General features: G+C 46.4%; 15 protein-coding genes. 7 read left to right on the forward strand and 8 right to left on the reverse strand.

What is annotated here, in order from left to right; translation table 11 throughout:
• Positions 1-101 precede the first annotated feature (101 nt).
• The 4 genes from MIC7113_RS05175 to MIC7113_RS35950 all read right to left on the reverse strand — a co-directional run bounded on the left by MIC7113_RS05175 (position 102) and on the right by MIC7113_RS35950 (position 2,228).
• Entirely contained in the window at positions 102-572 is a 471-nt protein-coding gene (locus MIC7113_RS05175) for a hypothetical protein (protein WP_015181123.1), read from the reverse strand.
• 10 nt (positions 573-582) lie between these two features.
• Positions 583-1,008 (reverse strand): hypothetical protein, encoded by a 426-nt coding sequence (locus MIC7113_RS05180; RefSeq protein ID WP_015181124.1) that lies wholly within the window; start codon positions 1,006-1,008, stop codon positions 583-585.
• On the reverse strand, positions 998-1,831 hold the full coding sequence (locus MIC7113_RS05185) for a TIGR04255 family protein (RefSeq protein WP_015181125.1): 834 nt from the start codon (positions 1,829-1,831) through the stop codon (positions 998-1,000). Before MIC7113_RS05185 ends, MIC7113_RS05180 begins: the two co-directional genes overlap by 11 nt.
• A 169-nt stretch (positions 1,832-2,000) precedes the next feature.
• A complete protein-coding gene (locus MIC7113_RS35950; protein WP_015181126.1) occupies positions 2,001-2,228 on the reverse strand; it encodes a hypothetical protein in 228 nt (75 codons plus the stop codon).
• A gap of 27 nt (positions 2,229-2,255) precedes the next feature.
• On the opposite strand from MIC7113_RS35950, the gene MIC7113_RS05190 reads away from it, so the two are divergent.
• The gene (locus MIC7113_RS05190; protein WP_015181127.1) at positions 2,256-3,659 is read left to right on the forward strand and encodes an alpha-amylase family glycosyl hydrolase; all 1,404 of its coding nucleotides are present in this window, start codon (positions 2,256-2,258) and stop codon (positions 3,657-3,659) included.
• Between the two features lie 23 nt (positions 3,660-3,682).
• Entirely contained in the window at positions 3,683-5,032 is a 1,350-nt protein-coding gene (locus MIC7113_RS05195; protein ID WP_015181128.1) for a helix-hairpin-helix domain-containing protein, read from the forward strand.
• A gap of 62 nt (positions 5,033-5,094) precedes the next feature.
• On the opposite strand, the gene MIC7113_RS05200 is transcribed toward MIC7113_RS05195, so the two are convergent.
• From MIC7113_RS05200 to MIC7113_RS05210, 3 genes are all read right to left on the reverse strand, one after another.
• Positions 5,095-6,273 carry a serine/threonine-protein kinase gene (locus MIC7113_RS05200; protein WP_015181129.1) on the reverse strand — a complete coding sequence of 393 codons (1,179 nt, stop codon included), beginning with the start codon at positions 6,271-6,273 and terminating at the stop codon, positions 5,095-5,097.
• 112 nt (positions 6,274-6,385) lie between these two features.
• Positions 6,386-6,688 carry a DUF3593 domain-containing protein gene (locus tag MIC7113_RS05205; RefSeq protein ID WP_015181130.1) on the reverse strand — a complete coding sequence of 101 codons (303 nt, stop codon included), beginning with the start codon at positions 6,686-6,688 and terminating at the stop codon, positions 6,386-6,388.
• A 117-nt stretch (positions 6,689-6,805) separates the two neighbouring features.
• Positions 6,806-7,159: a DUF2499 domain-containing protein gene (locus MIC7113_RS05210; RefSeq protein ID WP_015181131.1), complete on the reverse strand. Its 354-nt coding sequence runs from the start codon at positions 7,157-7,159 to the stop codon at positions 6,806-6,808.
• A gap of 228 nt (positions 7,160-7,387) precedes the next feature.
• Between MIC7113_RS05210 and csaB the strand changes: the two genes are divergently transcribed.
• The 3 genes from csaB (at position 7,388) to MIC7113_RS05225 (ending at position 11,003) form a co-directional block, all read left to right on the forward strand.
• Positions 7,388-8,455, forward strand: coding sequence for a polysaccharide pyruvyl transferase CsaB (csaB, locus tag MIC7113_RS05215; RefSeq protein WP_015181132.1), 1,068 nt, complete (start codon positions 7,388-7,390; stop codon positions 8,453-8,455).
• Positions 8,456-8,728: 273 nt separating this feature from the next.
• The gene (locus MIC7113_RS05220) at positions 8,729-10,225 is read left to right on the forward strand and encodes a hypothetical protein (RefSeq protein ID WP_015181133.1); all 1,497 of its coding nucleotides are present in this window, start codon (positions 8,729-8,731) and stop codon (positions 10,223-10,225) included.
• A 235-nt stretch (positions 10,226-10,460) separates the two neighbouring features.
• Complete coding sequence (locus MIC7113_RS05225) at positions 10,461-11,003, forward strand: RNA-guided endonuclease InsQ/TnpB family protein (RefSeq protein ID WP_155897937.1); 543 nt, start codon at positions 10,461-10,463, stop codon at positions 11,001-11,003.
• Between the two features lies 1 nt (position 11,004).
• Here MIC7113_RS05225 and trmD read toward each other — a convergent pair whose 3' ends face one another.
• Positions 11,005-11,709 (reverse strand): tRNA (guanosine(37)-N1)-methyltransferase TrmD, encoded by a 705-nt coding sequence (gene trmD, locus MIC7113_RS05230; protein ID WP_015181135.1) that lies wholly within the window; start codon positions 11,707-11,709, stop codon positions 11,005-11,007.
• Positions 11,710-12,200: 491 nt separating this feature from the next.
• Between trmD and MIC7113_RS05235 the strand changes: the two genes are divergently transcribed.
• Together MIC7113_RS05235 and cphA are read left to right on the forward strand one after the other, a co-directional pair.
• Positions 12,201-13,070 carry a cyanophycinase gene (locus tag MIC7113_RS05235; RefSeq protein ID WP_015181136.1) on the forward strand — a complete coding sequence of 290 codons (870 nt, stop codon included), beginning with the start codon at positions 12,201-12,203 and terminating at the stop codon, positions 13,068-13,070.
• 946 nt (positions 13,071-14,016) lie between these two features.
• Positions 14,017-16,701 (forward strand): cyanophycin synthetase, encoded by a 2,685-nt coding sequence (cphA, locus tag MIC7113_RS05240; protein ID WP_015181137.1) that lies wholly within the window; start codon positions 14,017-14,019, stop codon positions 16,699-16,701.
• Positions 16,702-16,759: the final 58 nt, after the last annotated feature.

Genomic DNA, 16,759 nt, shown 5'->3' on the forward strand with positions numbered 1-16,759 from the left:
GATTCCCTACGAGATAGCTACTCTGCGAGAACGTAGGTTAAAACTTGCTATTAACTAACAGCCACGGGTCGATCTAGTCGCTAATTTACACTCTATCCTTTTTATCTTCGCAATTCGTAAGGTGGAATTTCCCACTCACGTTGGCTGGCAAGAATTGCCAGCCGTTCTAGAAGTTTTCGGAAAATCGATTTGTTTTGATACTGTGGAGTTGGCTCAATTTGTGCATGAGCTGGATTATCCGGTAGTTCCGAATCGTTAATAATAGGTCGTGGATAAACATCAATTTTATAGGCAAATATTAAATTGCCTTTAGCATCCTTTTTGTTAACTGTATCTATCATCCGAACTTCAAGAGTGATAAGACTAATTACACCATCTTTTTCATTCTTCTGAGTCCATCCAGGCTGGTAGTTACAAAGACATGCTCTATCAACAGAAGGAGCCATGTTCCGGTCATTAAAAGCTTGAGAGCTAATTCTTACAGTACCGTCCTCTTCTATTCGATAACAGTTTCTTCCATAAAAGACACATCTATATAGCACCTCTTCGTTTGAAACAGTATCAGTCAACACTTTAGTTCCTTTAACCCTTCGCAGATATCCATTCCCAGAGTTCTCTAAGAGTTTCGTATGAGATAATTAAGCCATCTTGCATTTCATTGTCAATGTCTGGCCCCCACACTTTTATGTATTCAATTCTATTTTCGGAAATGTAAATGGTAAGCTTTCTATTTTTATTCCACCATTCAAGCACAATTTCTTCATCACAGGTAGTATTAATGAGAGGCTCTTCCCAGAAATTACTTTCTGACCCAAGTCTTCGCAGTTGATTAATTAACCTTGGAACGTTAACAGGATTATATTTTATTTTACTTACCTTTTTACTTACCTCTCTAGCTTTTTTCGAGACTCTTTTATAGGTAACAAGATAAGTGAATGAGTCTAACAGTTCTCTCTTATGATCGGAACTAGCATTTAGACGAAACGCTGTTTTTGTCTCAGTTGCCATAGCGCCCCCACTCCTTTTGGATTTCTTTCCTTGTCAAAGCTAAAAATACTTTAACCAGGTAGTTGTGTGTATTATCAAACCATTGTGTTAGTTCCCTTTTAGCTTCAAAGCTTTTTGCAGTTAACCTAAAAAACACAAATTCTGAATCATCTAAATCACCTGAATCATCTAAATCACCTGAATCATCTGAATCACCTGAATCACCTGAATCATCTGAATCATCTGAATCATGACGTTCTTGAATGTGTTGATCTACGACCACTAATAAAGTTCCTTCATTGTCAGGCAAGGAGAATGCAAGGCTAAAATCAAAAAAAATTGGCACTTCCAAAAAACTATTCAAATCCCCGCTAATGCAAGTAAATATTTTTTGGTGATCTTCCAGACTAATCCATCCCGAATTTTCATCAATTAAATTAAGATACGTCAATTCATATTGAACGACATCTAGTGATTCTTTTTGGTCTTCACACCACCATTTTTTAAATTGTGTCCACTCAGATAAAAATTCTGGAAATATCTGTTCAAAGTGAGGATATTCATCCTCCTCTTCTTCTTTAGTCCAGTTATAGCAGAAATAATTTTCTTGTATTTGTATTATTTTTTTCCTGTTCGCAGACTCAAACCAAATCCGGCGAAGAGGGGGCATTGAGGAATAGGAAATACTTTCTTCATTGGGTGGGCTGTCAGTTTGAAACGGAAATCTATCACATATTGTTTTCCAATACAGACCGAGATGAACAGAAGAAAAATTGGGTGCCTTAAATTTAATCCCAAAGACGACTTCGATTAAAGGCGGATTGGCAAATTTAACTGTAGTCATGGCACCTAATTCTCAGGCTTTAATTCTATTAAACTACACATTGTTCTTTATTTATTGAAGAAATAGAATATAAATGTATCCGTACTTAAGCTAGACAGTTTTTGTGAAAGTGTCAATCACGTAAAATTGTTACAACAAAAAATCTTTTACTTATGCCTACATCAGAAGTCTAGGCATTCGTTGAACATAATTTGAGCCAGACACAAAAACGAGCGTCTAACTCTTGAGCGATATCCTTGAACGGTCTAGAGAACCAGTCGATTACCACTAGCCCATATCCGAGGAGCGATCGCATCCCATCCACCCCAAACTCACTCCAAAGCTGGCATCTGCTATATTCAGTGATTCTTAGGCGAGAATAGAAACTTCCATAATGCACCCGATTGGCTGTAGCCATTCGCCTGACTCACTTTTAGGCTTGTACATGCAACGCTCATTTCCATCCTTCCTTGGCTTGTGCACTGCACTTGTCCTGTTCACTGCCATCACCTCTGGCTGTCGCGCCCCATCTATCGAAGCCAACGCCAAACCTTCACCCTCTACTACGGCTTCAGAGAATTTCAACCGGAGTACGACAGCAAAAGCTGGCGTAATTTATCACGCATTTAATATGCGTTTCCGGGATATCAAAACTCAACTTCCTGAACTGCAAAAGCAGGGTTACACCTACATCCAAGTTTCACCGCCTCAGAAAAGCAACCCTTCTCCCGAATGGTGGGCGCGATATCAGCCAATTGATCACACAATCATTGATAGCCCTTTGGGTAATGAACAAGAACTCAAGGAACTCATCAACACCGCCCACAAGCGAAAGTTAAAAATTATTATTGATGTGGTTTTTAATCACATGGCAAACTATGGAGATTATGTTAAAAACCTTAAGTATCCCCGCTTTTCCTCACAACATTTTCATCCCCAAAACTGTATCAATTACAATACTCGACACTCTGTCATCCAAGGTTGGATTAACTGCGATCTCCCGGATTTAAAAACGACTTCGCCCCACGTCAGGCAGGAAGCCAAAAATTACCTCAAAAAACTCCTTGCTCTGGGTGCTGATGGTTTTCGTTTTGATGCCGCCAAGCATATTGAACCTGACTTTTTCCGCGATATTCTGACCGTTGTCCCACCTGATAAATTAGTTTATGGCGAGGTGATAGGGCAAACCCTCGCTGAAAGTAACGAATACACAGGAATCTTGTGGGTGACAGACTTCCATTTGGTGAGTACAATGAGCAATGCCTTTAGCTATGGAGGAGATTTGCGATCGCTGATCAATCCCGCGATTTCAGGACAAGCCTTACCGGGAATCAAAGCCGTCACGTTTGCTCACAACCATGATATTGCTCAGGGACAAATTGGCTACAAATTACCTACCCCTCAAGACATCAAGTTGGCAAACGCTTATATCTTAGCTCGTCAGGAAGGCTTTCCCATTGTGTATACAGACGATGCAAAGGATGCTATTACTAAGGCTGGTGTCTTCTTCCATCAAAAATTTATGGGAGAAGCTCAATATTTTCGTAACGGTAATGAAATTGCTCAAGGCGCAGACAACCCCAATATTCTGTTTATTGAACGTGGTAATAAAGGTTTCGCCATCATTAATAAAGCTGGAGAATCCTTTGATGTAAAAGCGGCTAAAATGCCCGGTCTGCAAATTGGCTGCTACCAAGAAGTACGCTATAACTTTACAATGGCTGTGGGCAAGGGCGATGACCAGCAAAAATATATAACCCAGTGGGGTACAAAGCAGCGGGGTGGGATTCAAATCGGGTCAAGAGATGCCCTCTTCTTCGTGCCAACCTCCGCCAATGAATGCCAATAAAATTAATCGAGGAGAATATAAAAATGGTTAAAATTGTACGCCGCAAATCTCTAGGAATACAAACCGTCTATGACATTGGTGTTGAGCGCGATCATAACTTTCTTTTAGCAAATGGCTTAGTCGCTTCTAATTGCTTCAACAAATCCCACTCAACGGCTTATGGTTACGTAACCTATCAAACCGCCTATCTTAAAGCCAATTATCCCGTTGAATATATGGCAGCACTACTAACAGGTAGTAGTGGAAATCAAGACAAGGTGCAAAAATATATTGCCACCTGTTCCAAAATGGGAATTGATGTATTGAAACCGGATATCAATCATTCTGAAATCGATTTCACACCTGTATCTCGTAAAATTTTATTTGGACTGTCGGCAATCCGGAATTTAGGACAGGGGGCGATTGAATGTATCTTAAATGCGCGAGAGGAAGGTGGAGCATTTCAATCCCTGGCAGATTTTTGTGATCGCGTTGATTTACGCACTGTTAACCGCCGCGCTTTAGAAGCCTTAATTTATTGTGGTGCCTTTGATAGTCTTTCCTCTAATCGGAAGCAATTGATTGAATATTTAGATATTGTGATTAGTTGGGCACATGACCGAGCTAAAGACAGAGATAGTGGTCAGACTACCATTTTCGATATTTTAGGAAGCACGAATGGGAGCAAAAATTCCAAGGATGCGGCTTTAGAATCGGCTCCAAAGCCTCCTGATATTCAGGATTATACTCCACAAGAAAAACTCCGTCTTGAAAAAGAATTACTTGGTTTTTATGTATCCGACCATCCTCTAAAATCAGCCCTCCAAGCCACTAAAGTTTTATCTCCTATTAGTCTTTCAGATTTAGCGGAACACGGGAAACGAACGACCATTAGTGTCATTGTAATGCTCACTGAGATTAAGCCGATTGTTACCAAAAAAGGCGATCGCATGGCAATTGTCCAGATGGAAGATTTGAGCGGACAAGCGGAGGGCGTTGTCTTCCCTGCCACTTACGAACGCATCGAGAACTTCATCAAACCTGATACCCGTCTGATTGTTTGGGGCAAGGTAGATAAGCGAGAAGATCAAGCCCAAATGATTATTGAAGATGCCGAGTTAATTGAAAAGGTGCCCATGGTAATTGTGGAATTGGCACCGCAACGGGTCACTAAAAGTGAACTCAATCAACTCAAATCGATTTTGCAAGCCCATTCAGGACAAAAAAATCAAGCCAAAGTCCCTGTGTTGGCAACAGTCGCTGTGCCTAATTATCAACAATTTGTGCGCTTTAATGCAAAATACTGGGTACACGATTGTACTACAGCCGTTGCCGCCCTGAATAGAGCCGGATTTTCCGCCCGTACTTCTGCACTTGTCGGTACTAAAGATTAAGCCCATTAAAATTTTGTAAAATATTTGTTCCCTAACCCGTGCTGGGCAATTTCTACTCTACTTTAGGTTTGAGTTGGAGGTTTTTTAGGATTAGTAGAGCCTAAAAACTGAGATTTTAACTCTTCCAGTTCGTGATCAATTTCACTTTTGGCTGCTTGCGAACTGGGAGACGAAACTGGCTGGGAGGCTGGTTTTTGACTTGGACTTTTGGGAGTTGGAGTACCCAGAAACTGAGACTTTAGTTCGGCTAAGTCTGCATCAATTGCGCCGCCGGATTTCGCCACAGCAGGTGGAGATTGTGATGGTTTTGCTACAGGTGTAATCGGCTTCTGTGGCTTGAGAGCCACCGCTTGGGGTGCTGATGCCGGAGGATTCAAATCTTTGAGAACCTCAGCCGCAGATTGATAGCGTTGGTTGATGGCACTTTCTACCATTTTGTCCAAGATTCGACCGAGAGCATCGCTCACGGAACTTTTGATTACCCTCCGCCACACCCAAGCATTCTCATTAGGGTCAAACAGGTCAAAGGGATGCATCCCCGTCAACAAATGGATGCATGTGACACCCAGACCATAAATATCACTGGCAAAAACGGCTCTGCCGAAGCTTTGTTCAGGTGCCGCAAAACCCGCCGAACCGATGGCTGTCCCCGTTTTGCCCAAGGCTGTACCCGTAACCACCTTCGAGGCTCCAAAATCCACGAGAACCAGTTGGCTGTCCCTGCGGCGGCGAATAATGTTTTCGGGCTTGATGTCCCGATGAATAACGTGATGTTGATGGACAAATTGCAACACAGGCAACAAATTCTTGAGGAGCGAACGGATTTGAGCTTCGTTGAAAGTCCCACTACCCGTTAGTTCTTGAGCTAAATCTTTCCCATCGATAAACTCTTGCACCAAATACTGTTGGCTATCTTGGGAAAAATACGCCAGCAGTTCAGGAATCTGGGGATGTTTGCCCAATTCATCCAGCCTTACTGCCTCTTGAGTGAATAACTCGGCTGCCTTTTGCACCGTGTTTGTGCCTTGTGCTTGGGGAAAAAACTGCTTGATGACACAACGCGGGTGGGAGGGTTTATCTTCATCCACCGCTAAAAACGTTTTGCCAAAACCTCCTTGTCCAAGCGGTTCTATCGCTCGGTAACGGTCTTTGAGCAATAACTTTGACCCACAAGTCCGACAAAAGTTCGTTCCTGTTGGATTCTGGGGCGCTGGACAGGCGGGATTAAGACAGTAGTTCATGCGGATCAGTACTTGGGCATGTATCTCTATTTTGCCTGACTTAAAGGGTATCTGGCTTGATGCAGAAGTAGGGATTTCAGATAAGAGTGAGGATGTGGAATAATTTCATCCTTCATCCTTCAGTTGACCCCTGCTTAGCTTGCATCACGGCTTGCCGGAAGCCTAGCACAATCAAAATGTTGGACAGGGTCAAAAAAAACTCGGCACCACCATGCAGCCAATCCACATTGGCTAATGCTTCTCCATAAACCACTTTGGCATAAATTCCCGCCGGGATAGTGACGGCAACAAACACCAAAGTCATGTAAAAGCCAATGAGTGCCAAACGGGGCATCTTTCCCGAACGGGTGATAAACCACAAAAAACCGAGATAAGGAAATAGAGAAACTGCAAATAAGGCGTCTTTAGAAATCATGAAATGAATGGGAAATAAAAATCTAGATTATTGTTGATAAGGTTTATTAAAAGCAAGTGCTATTTTCAACTGTTTTATACCCTATCCATCAGCTTATTTAGTCATTCAAATGGAGAATTAAGACACATCAATTGTTACATCTTTAGCCGCTCTCGTCGTTGTATTTTTGCGCTCCGGCTTCTGGGCAGAACGCCAAATCCACCAAGCGGCTGCACACAGGGTAATGTTGCCCAAAACCGTCATGGATGCCTGAAGAGTAACCAGCCACTCCAAAGATGCCGGATTGTCAAAGAAGTGCCAGGTACAGGCACACATGGCACTCACTAGTGCGGGTAACATGGCGAAGGACAAACCCCACCAAGTGCGATCGCGCTTAACTTCTCCGTAAGTCCAGATCAGCAAAATAGCGGCAATCCATTCAATCACACTTGAAACATGAATAATCCAGGTCGGAATTGAGAGAGCGTGCATAAGAATAAGGGGAGAGGGTGAGGAGTGAGGGAGAGAAATGACAAATCCTCAATGCCATTCGTCCTAATAAGCTAAAGTGCATTTAACGTGCCTATTCTAAACATAAGATAAAAGCACCCCAGCACCCCAGCACCCCAGCACCCCAGCAGCCTCAACAAGCCAATTAAATGCGTAACAGCTTACCCCGTACCTATCGTATCGTTGAGCGAAAGCTGATAAAGTTTTCGCATGGGGCAAATTCGGGCAATTTTATGTGGATATTACGGCAAGGGCAATGGTGGCGATGAGGCATTGCTGGCTTCGCTGTTGCAAATGCTACCGGAGTCGGTGACACCTCTGGTGCTGTCTGGCAACCCTGCTGAGACTCGTAAGCGCTATGGGGTACAAAGTTGCGATCGCACTTCTCCCTTCCAAGTGTTACGGGCTATGCGTCACTCCGATAGCTTTATCTGGGGCGGCGGCAGTTTAATTCAGGATGTCACAAGTGCGGCGTCGCCTCTCTACTATGGGGGCTTGATGGGGTTGGCACGGCAACTCGGCTTGAAAACCATTGCCTGGGCGCAGGGAATTGGCCCTCTAAAGCGCGATTTAACCCGTCGGGTAGCGCAGCAGTGCTTTGCAGGGTGTACGGCGGTAAGCGTGCGCGATCGCGGTTCAGCGGCTCTTTTAAACGAGTGGAACATTCCTTTTATTGAGGCTCCCGATCCGGTTTGGGCACTTGACTCTAAACCCGTCAAAGGCTTGTGGGACTTACCTGCCCCCAGAGTCGCCGTTAACTTGCGATCGCACCCTACCCTAACCCCTGAACGCCTTGCCAGCCTGACCCAGGCTCTAGTTGACTTTCAAAAAGCCACACAAGCCTGTATTCTACTGGTACCCTTTCAGACATCTCAGGACTTAAGCATCGCCGAATCCATTCAAGCTCAGCTAACCGGACCCAATCACCTGTTCCAGCTCAAAGACCCCAGGGAATTGAAAGGATTGTTTCGGGGTGTGGAAATGGCAATCGGGATGCGCTACCACAGCCTAATCATGGCGGCGGCAGAAGAATGCCGTTGTTTTGCTCTAAGTTATGACCCCAAAGTCAGTCAACTGATGGCTCAATTAGATATGCCGGGATGGGATTTAAATCAACTCCCCAATGACCCCAATCTCATCAGTCAAACTTGGCTAGAACACTACGCCAATGGCGACTCTCTGACAGGCGACCAAATTCAGTCCTTAGTAGACCGAGCTCTGATGCATCGAGATTTGTTGACACAAGTGTTGTCCACGAACCGATCCGCGCCTATATGAGGATAGTCTACTCGATGGGGTTTAACTTAAAATTTGAGGTCTGGGGATTTTTGTGCATTACTTTGTAAGGAGAAAGGGGTAAGTTCTTAAGTTCTACAGATGCACCCTTACCTGATGTCAGGGCAAAGCATTGGATTCAAAATTGTTAGGCAGATACCCTCTTTCGCATCGCCTCTGGCTCAAAGTTGTTGGTTAGACTCCACTCTTTTTGACTCAGAGACTTTGCCCCCACTGACTTACCTCTTGGATTTGTGACCCTCTGGATGAAGAGCGATGAGCGAAGCTGAAACCCCGAACAACCAGCCCCTCCCTGAACCCACTGCCTCGATGGAGGATAGTGCCGCTGATGTACCAGAGGGAAGTGGGGCATCAACACAGTCGCAGATTGTTAGACTTTCCGATTTGCGAAATTTTATCGATGTTGTTCCGGCATCGGAACCCGATTCGCCTGACGAGTCAGAGGTTCAGTCCCTCGCCTCCTCAACGGTTGAGGTGGATGAACATTCGGCTGACACACCGGATGCTGAAGGTTCTTTGCGACGAAGTAACGATGCCGATTGGTTTGCATTAGCACAAAAGATGCGCCAGCGCAATCATCGGTTACATGAGCAAGTGGCCCAGTTAAGGCAAGCGCTCAAGGAGAAACAGGAAGCGTTACACCAAGAGCTGACGCGAGCGCACGATCGCGAGTTGTTGATTGTTCAGCAAGCCGAGGATATGAATACAGTTCAAGAGCAATTAGCTCGTCTGTTTCATGCCTTAGAATCTTCACATCAAGCGGCTGTGCGCCAGCAACTGTTAATTGAGACTTTATCGGAACAGTTACAAGGATCTCAAGAACGAATTGCCCAATTAGAGCGGGAATGCGCCCTAACCCAGCAGCGATACAATGAGCAGTCCCATCAGCTCATGCAGGAAGTCAATACCAGCCGAGAATTGCGCTCGCGCCTGCATCGACAGCAGCAGCAAACCTTGCAATTCAAAACGGCTCTGGAAAAGTCCCTTGACATGACCAACGCTAACCCGTTGAGCGGACAACAGCCACCTCAGCGTGGCACACTCATTTCTTTGATTCACAAAGCCCAGCCGATTCAACCCTGGTCAGCCGAACAAGAGTTAGTGCAAGAGCCATCCGAATTCGAGCCGCTCTGGAGTCGCCCCATTGCGATCGAGCCTCCCTCTGTAGAGCCGTTTGTTGCCGCAAAGCCTTGGGAGGAATCCTCTGAGAATGTAGGAGTAACCTCAGAGCAACCGACGTTGTCTTTACTCAGACGCCAGGAAGAACATCGTTCTGCAAGCGTAGATGTCTCCTCAGCCGCACCAACACAGATTGAGGTTTCCCCAGAGCAAGATAGTGATGCCTCCGAACTGGAATTGGAACAGCAACTTTTGGATGAGATGTCTTCTCTTGCGGAGGCATCGGGTTTGTCCGAGGTTCAATCCGATTTAGCTGAAGATCAAGTTTCCTTGACATTAGAGTTAGACCGTAACCCAGAGCCAGAGAAAGCCGAGGAGTTCGCCTTCTCCTCCATCGACACCGAGGATTATTGGTCACCAGAAGATACCGAAACTCAGTACACCGAGGTAGAAGCGCAGGATGAGGACGACTGGGAAACTTATGCCAACGATGAGCTAGAGCCATCAAAAGACGTGGTGCTTCCACCCTCAAACTGGCCTTCACCGACACTCTATCCCCTACGTACCCCGAAGCGGCGCAAATCATTGGCAGCCATTGACTTACCCAGTTTTCCCCGTTTTGAACCGTCGTAGGGCATAAGGGATGGGGGAAGCTAATCGGCATTGATTGTCAAAGGCAGATGGCAGGAGGCAGGAGGCAGATGGATCAGACTTTTTCTTACATCGTGAAGGTATGCAATTTAAATGCATATCAGCTTAGAGAATTCACTTTATTAGACCCGCCGAGAAGACGGCGTATCCTCACTAAAGCTCCGGTTGTGGTCGCAGATGAGAGGCGGTCAATTGTGTTCGGTCAACCCCGACACAATTGACAAACTATCCAGGCTTATCTAGAATCAAAAAATTAGGAAGTTTTCCTGTATTTAAGAAGAGGCGTAATCGTCAATCGTTTCGCATTCCTCAACACTGGAGTATTACTTCCGATGGAATGCTAAAACTTCCCAAGATGTTGCCTGTCAAGATGGTGCAGCATCGTCCAATGGAAGGAACACCAAGCAGTGTCACCATTAGCAAAACTCCCAGTGGGAAGTACTATGCATCCATCCTGGTTGAATATGACCAGAGAGAAGCACCATTAAATGGTGGAAAGATTGGCGCTGATTTGGGACTGAAGGATTTCTTGATTACCAGCGAGGGTAAAAAGTATCCAAATCCCAGATTTTACAAGCGCTCTCTTAAGCGTTTAAAGCGGTTACAGCGCTCTTTGTCTCGAAAGGTTAAAGGGTCAAATAACCGCAATAAGCAGCGGCTACTTGTTGCAAGAGCGCATGAAAAAGTAGCCAACCAGCGACTAGATATGCAACATAAACTCTGGGCTTGGGAAGCTGCGCGGGAAGAGTCCCCGCAGTAATTCACTCTGAAACAATATCTGAATTCTTTTCCCAAGCTTCGTATAAATCAGGGCGACGTTCTCGCGTTCTCTGAATCTGCTGCTCTTTGCGCCAGCGCTCAATCTGGGCGTGATTTCCAGATAACAAAACATCTGGAACTTTCCACCCACGAAACTCAGCGGGTCGGGTGTACTGCGGATAATCGAGCAACCCCGCTTCAAAACTCTCTGCCTTCAACGACTCAACTTTCCCCACTGTTCCGGGTAACAACCGCACCACCCCATTAATCAGTGCCAACGCCGGGATTTCCCCACAGGTTAAGACAAAATCCCCTAATGACACCTCACGAGTCACCAAATTCAATACTCGCTCATCCACGCCTTCATAGTGCCCACAAATCAGCACCAGTTGGTCGTAACCGGTCGCTAATTCCATCAACAACCGCTGCTGCATTGGTTCTCCCTGAGGTGTCATCAGAATGACCTCACGTCGCGGTAAAATCGGTAATGACTCTACAGCCGAAAAAATCGGCTCAGGTTTCATCAACATCCCGACACCTCCCCCATAAGGTTCATCATCGACTCGCCGATGTTTATCGGTCGCGAAGTCACGGGGATTGACAAAATGCACTTGGGCAATTTTTTTCGCCAGTGCTTTACCCAATAATCCCGAACTTAGGGGAGAGGTAAAAAAATCTGGAAACAGACTAACAAGATCAAAGCGCACAGAAGATTAAGCAGACCGTGAGGGGTGGGAATCGAGGCAGCAAATGGAAAGTCCGCAATCGTTCAATGGAGTCTCAACACTCCCCAGTCTTCTTAAACTGGCATTTGTGCCCTATTAACCAGGATAAAGGAACTAGAGATGCGACAGTCGTGTCAGAGAATATTAACGATATTATAAGAAATTGCTAACCTGATTGGGTCTTGTCACCGTTCCACATTTACATCCGTGGGACTAGAAGACAGCTTAATCGGCAACTTCACACAGCAGGTTCTTGATTAAGATCTTCCTACGCAGCCGCAATCACGCCCCCGTTATGAAGGCAAGAAACAGGATCAGGATTTCTCCCACTCCCCCACAGCGATGGATTCAGTCACACATCTTGTTCAGATCAGCCACAGCGTTTTCGTGTCGCTGAGCTAGAACCAAAAGCCATATAAAGTATAAAGTGAAATTTCTATCGACAGGCGAATCTATAGCATTTGACACCACCTATGCCCAAAAGCCACATTATGCTGCAGTTAGAATCTCAACACCACGGAACTAGGATGCCTCAATCCACTAAAACCGCTATTTTGGTTATCGGCGGCGCTGAAGACAAAGTTCATGGACGAGAAATCCTGCACACGTTTTTTGGGCGTTGTGGGTCAGTTGATGCCCGTATAGCCATTATTCCATCAGCGTCACGAGAACCCGCCATTATTGGCGAGCGCTACGTTAACATTTTTCAGGACATGGGTGCTAAGGAACTCCGGGTTCTCGATATCCGCGATCGCGCCCAAGCGGAAGACTCTGAATTACAAAGCTATATCGAAGACTGTACTGGCGTATTCATGACAGGTGGCGATCAACTTCGCTTGTGTGGGTTACTCGCCGACACGCCATTGATGGAAAAAGTGCGTCAGCGCGTACAACAGGGCGAGATTACCCTAGCTGGCACCAGTGCGGGAGCGGCGGTGATGGGACATCACATGATTGCCGGCGGCGGCAGTGGAGAGTCTCCTAATCGTTCTTTAGTGGATATGGCAACGGGTTTGGGGTTGATCCCGGAAATCATCGTGGATCAACATTTTCACAATCGCAATCGCATGGCGCGTTTGATGAGTGCCGTCGCCGCTCATCCCGAACGCTTGGGGATCGGTATTGATGAAGATACCTGTGCCATGTTTGAGCGGGATGGCATGTTGCAGGTGATGGGGAAAGGGACTGTAACCATCATCGATCCAGCAGAATTGTCTTACACCAACCATAATGAAGCCGGCGCGACCGATCCCTTGAGCCTCCACAATCTTCGAGTGCATATCCTCAGTTATGGCGATCGCTACCATTTACACAAGCGTTGCTTAATTTCTCCGGACTGCTAAATCCTTGATTCTCTACTCCTAATCTGGAGAGGGGAGAACACCAGCTTGCTCCCCGTGTTCACAATCTGTGGCTCCAATCAAAAACCGATTTGTGTGGAATTGATGACATAGTTGCATATTGTCACAGAGTAAAGTCCTCTTGGCTGCTTTACTCTTAAATGTGGTTATTCATAATAATTCCTTAGGAAGATGCATTGTCTTCAAACCCCAGCTATCTTCGTCCCCTGAGTCAAGGGGTTGCATTCATGGTATTGATTCCCTGCCTTGTGTCCTAACGACTCACGCTCCTAACCGCGCCAATCCTCATCCATAAGGGCAAAGTTAACTTTAGTGCAGACACCGCAAATGCCAATGATTGGGTCTCCTCCTCTTGTTGCTCTATCCCGGATGCGATCGTAGTCTTTTTAGAAAAACTGTTCATAGTGAACAGTTTGAGAGGTTTTTAAAGTTGGAAACTAGTTGACACTCACAGCCGAATCAAAAGGAAAGAAGTCCATGATATTAAGCTAGGTGAATTAATTAGGATGAATCCCTGATCTCCGAATCGCCCCCAGACCTTTTATTGTAAAAGCCTATGGGTTTCGGTAGCATCTACTAATCCGATCCGTGGTCGGCTCTCAGCGAGGACTTTATTTAATGAGATAGACGAAATTTTTCTTTATCCTGGTTTTTATGTAGAAATATTCGGCTGTTTCTAGTGTTGATGTGAAACATTATCGCTGTGCCTGTCTTGGTCAAGCCGGAGGCGTTTGTCGCTGGAGAGCGCATCGCTTTAATCAACCGGCTGGAATCTAAAAACAGGGAAATAGCAAGCCCCTTGAGCCTAATTTCGGGGCGTCACTGTGCGAGTACAGTGTTCAGTAAAAGTCAATAAAAGCGCCTTTTCTGTAATTGCTTCTTCGGGCAACATTTCAGATTTCGTGAATCACTACCCTCAAAAGTTGCTATGAGAATTCTGAGAATCCAGACGTTACGCGGTCCTAACTATTGGAGTATTCGACGCCACAACCTCATCGTTATGCGTCTCGATTTAGAGGAGCTGGCGGAAAAGCCCTCCAATCAAATTCCTGGCTTTTACGAGGGATTAGTTACCGCACTCCCCAGTTTGGAAGAACATTTTTGTTCCCCCGGCGTTCGGGGGGGGTTCCTCAGTCGCGTTAGGCAAGGAACGATGATGGGTCACATCATCGAACATATTGCCCTAGAACTGCAACAATTGGCCGGCATGGCGGTAGGATTTGGTCGCACGCGGGAGACGGCAACACCAGGAGTCTATCAGGTAGTCATTGAATACCTGGATGAGCAAGCGGGGCGTTATGCCGCTAGAGCCGCCGTGCGGTTGTGTCAAAGTCTGGTTGATATCGGCTCTTACCCCCCAAGTGAATTAGAACAAGACCTAAAAGACCTGCGGGAGCTTTGTCGTGATGCCGCTTTAGGTCCGAGTACAGAAACGATCCTCAAGGAAGCAGAAGCCAGAGATATTCCCTGGATGCAGCTCTCAGCAAGAGCAATGATTCAACTGGGCTTTGGTGTGCATCAGAAGCGACTCCAAGCCACGTTGAGCGACTATTCGGGAATTTTAGGAGTTGAGCTGGCTTGTGATAAAGAGGGTACTAAACAAATTCTCCGGGATGCCGGTGTGCCTGTACCACAGGGTACCGTGATTAACTACCTGGATGAACTAGAAGGTGCCATTGAAGAGGTTGGCGGGTATCCAATTGTGATTAAGCCCTTAGATGGTAATCACGGACGAGGCATTACCATCGACATCAAAGCCTGGGATGAGGCGGAAAAAGCCTATGATGTGGCGAGAGCAATCTCACGAGGGGTAATTGTTGAACGTTACTATCGCGGGAGTGACCACCGAGTTTTAGTCATCAATGGCAAACTGGTGGCGGTGGCAGAGCGAGTCCCTGCTCATGTGGTTGGGAATGGCAAATTTACAGTTCAGGAACTGATTGAGGAAACCAATCGTGACCCCAATCGTGGGGAAGGGCACGATAATGTTCTCACGAAAATCACAGTAGACCGGAATAGTATGACTCTGTTGCAACGGCAAGGATATACGCTGGATACCGTGCTACCCGCCGGGGCAATCTGTTACCTACGAGCAACCGCTAACCTCAGCACAGGCGGCATTGCTGTAGACCGCACAGACGACATCCACCCAGAAAATATCTGGCTGGCGCAGCGGGTTTCCAAAATCATCGGTCTAGATATTATCGGACTCGATATTGTGACACCGGATATCACCAAGCCGCTACGGGAAGTAGAGGGCGTGATTGTAGAAGTAAATGCCGCTCCTGGCTTCCGGATGCATGTCTGTCCGAGTGTGGGGTTGGCGCGAAATGTGGCGGCTCCCGTTTTGGATATGCTGTTCCCCAATGGCGGGACGGGTCGTATTCCCATCATTTCAATTACAGGCACCAACGGCAAGACAACCACAACGCGATTGATTGCTCACATTTATCGCCAAACTGGACGGGTTGTCGGTTATACGACTACCGATGGTATTTACATTGATGACCATGTTGTAGAGAAAGGGGATACCACAGGGCCACAAAGTGCTCAAGTCATCTTGAAAGATCCCACCGTCGAGGTCGCTGTATTAGAAACGGCACGAGGTGGAATTTTGCGTTCCGGCTTGGCGTTTGATAAATGTGATGTGGGCGTCGTATTAAATGTCTCGGCTGATCACCTGGGTCTTGGAGATATCGACACAATTGATCAGATGGCTAAGCTCAAGAGCGTTGTCGCCGAATCGGTGAGTCTCAATGGTTATGCTGTCCTCAATGCCGATGATCCCCTCGTTGCAGCGATGGCGGAGCGAGTAAAGGGTCAAGTGGCTTATTTTGCCATGAATCCCGCCAATGAGTTGGTGCAAAATCACACCCGTAAAGGGGGGTTGGCAGCGGTGTATGAGAATGGTTATTTGTCTATTCTCAAAGGCGATTGGACGCTACGCATTGAGCAGGCGGTGAATCTGCCGGTGACGATGCAGGGACGGGCACCCTTCATGATTGCCAATGCGCTAGCGGCGAGTCTCGCGGCTTTTGCTCAAGGTGTTCCCATTGAAGCGATTCGGGCGGCGTTGACCACATTCCGGGCTTCTGTGCATCAGACGCCGGGACGGATGAATTTGTTTAATCTGGGTCATTATCATGCTCTGGTGGATTATGCCCACAATGCAGCAAGTTATGAGGCGCTAGGAAGTTTTGTTCAGAATTGGCCGGGAGAGCGTATTGGGGTGATTGGCGGGCCAGGAGACCGTCGAGATGAAGACTTCATCGAACTGGGCAAGCTCTCTGCGAGAATCTTTGATCGAATTATCATCAAAGAAGATGACGATTTGCGAGGACGACCCAGTGGGCAGGCATCGGAGTTAATCAGCAAGGGCATCATCCAAGAAAAGCCCGATTGTCAGTATGAAGTGATGCTCAAGGAGACAGAGGCGATTAACACCGGGTTAGATCGAGCTGCATCAGGGGGTTTGGTCGTGATTTTGCCCGAAACGGTGACCCGTGCAATATCTCTAATTGAGGCACGTAACCCTCTGCCAGAGAATATGAATCAGCTACAAGCCACTGATACCCAAGCGAATTTAAAGTCATGGGTCGTTAATCAGGTATAGCTGAATCCTTTAGAGATTGTGATTGAGTAGTCTCTTGGCAAAATTTCATAAGGGCGTT

The organism is Allocoleopsis franciscana PCC 7113 (assembly GCF_000317515.1).
GTDB classification, from domain to species: Bacteria; Cyanobacteriota; Cyanobacteriia; order Cyanobacteriales; family Coleofasciculaceae; genus Allocoleopsis; species Allocoleopsis franciscana.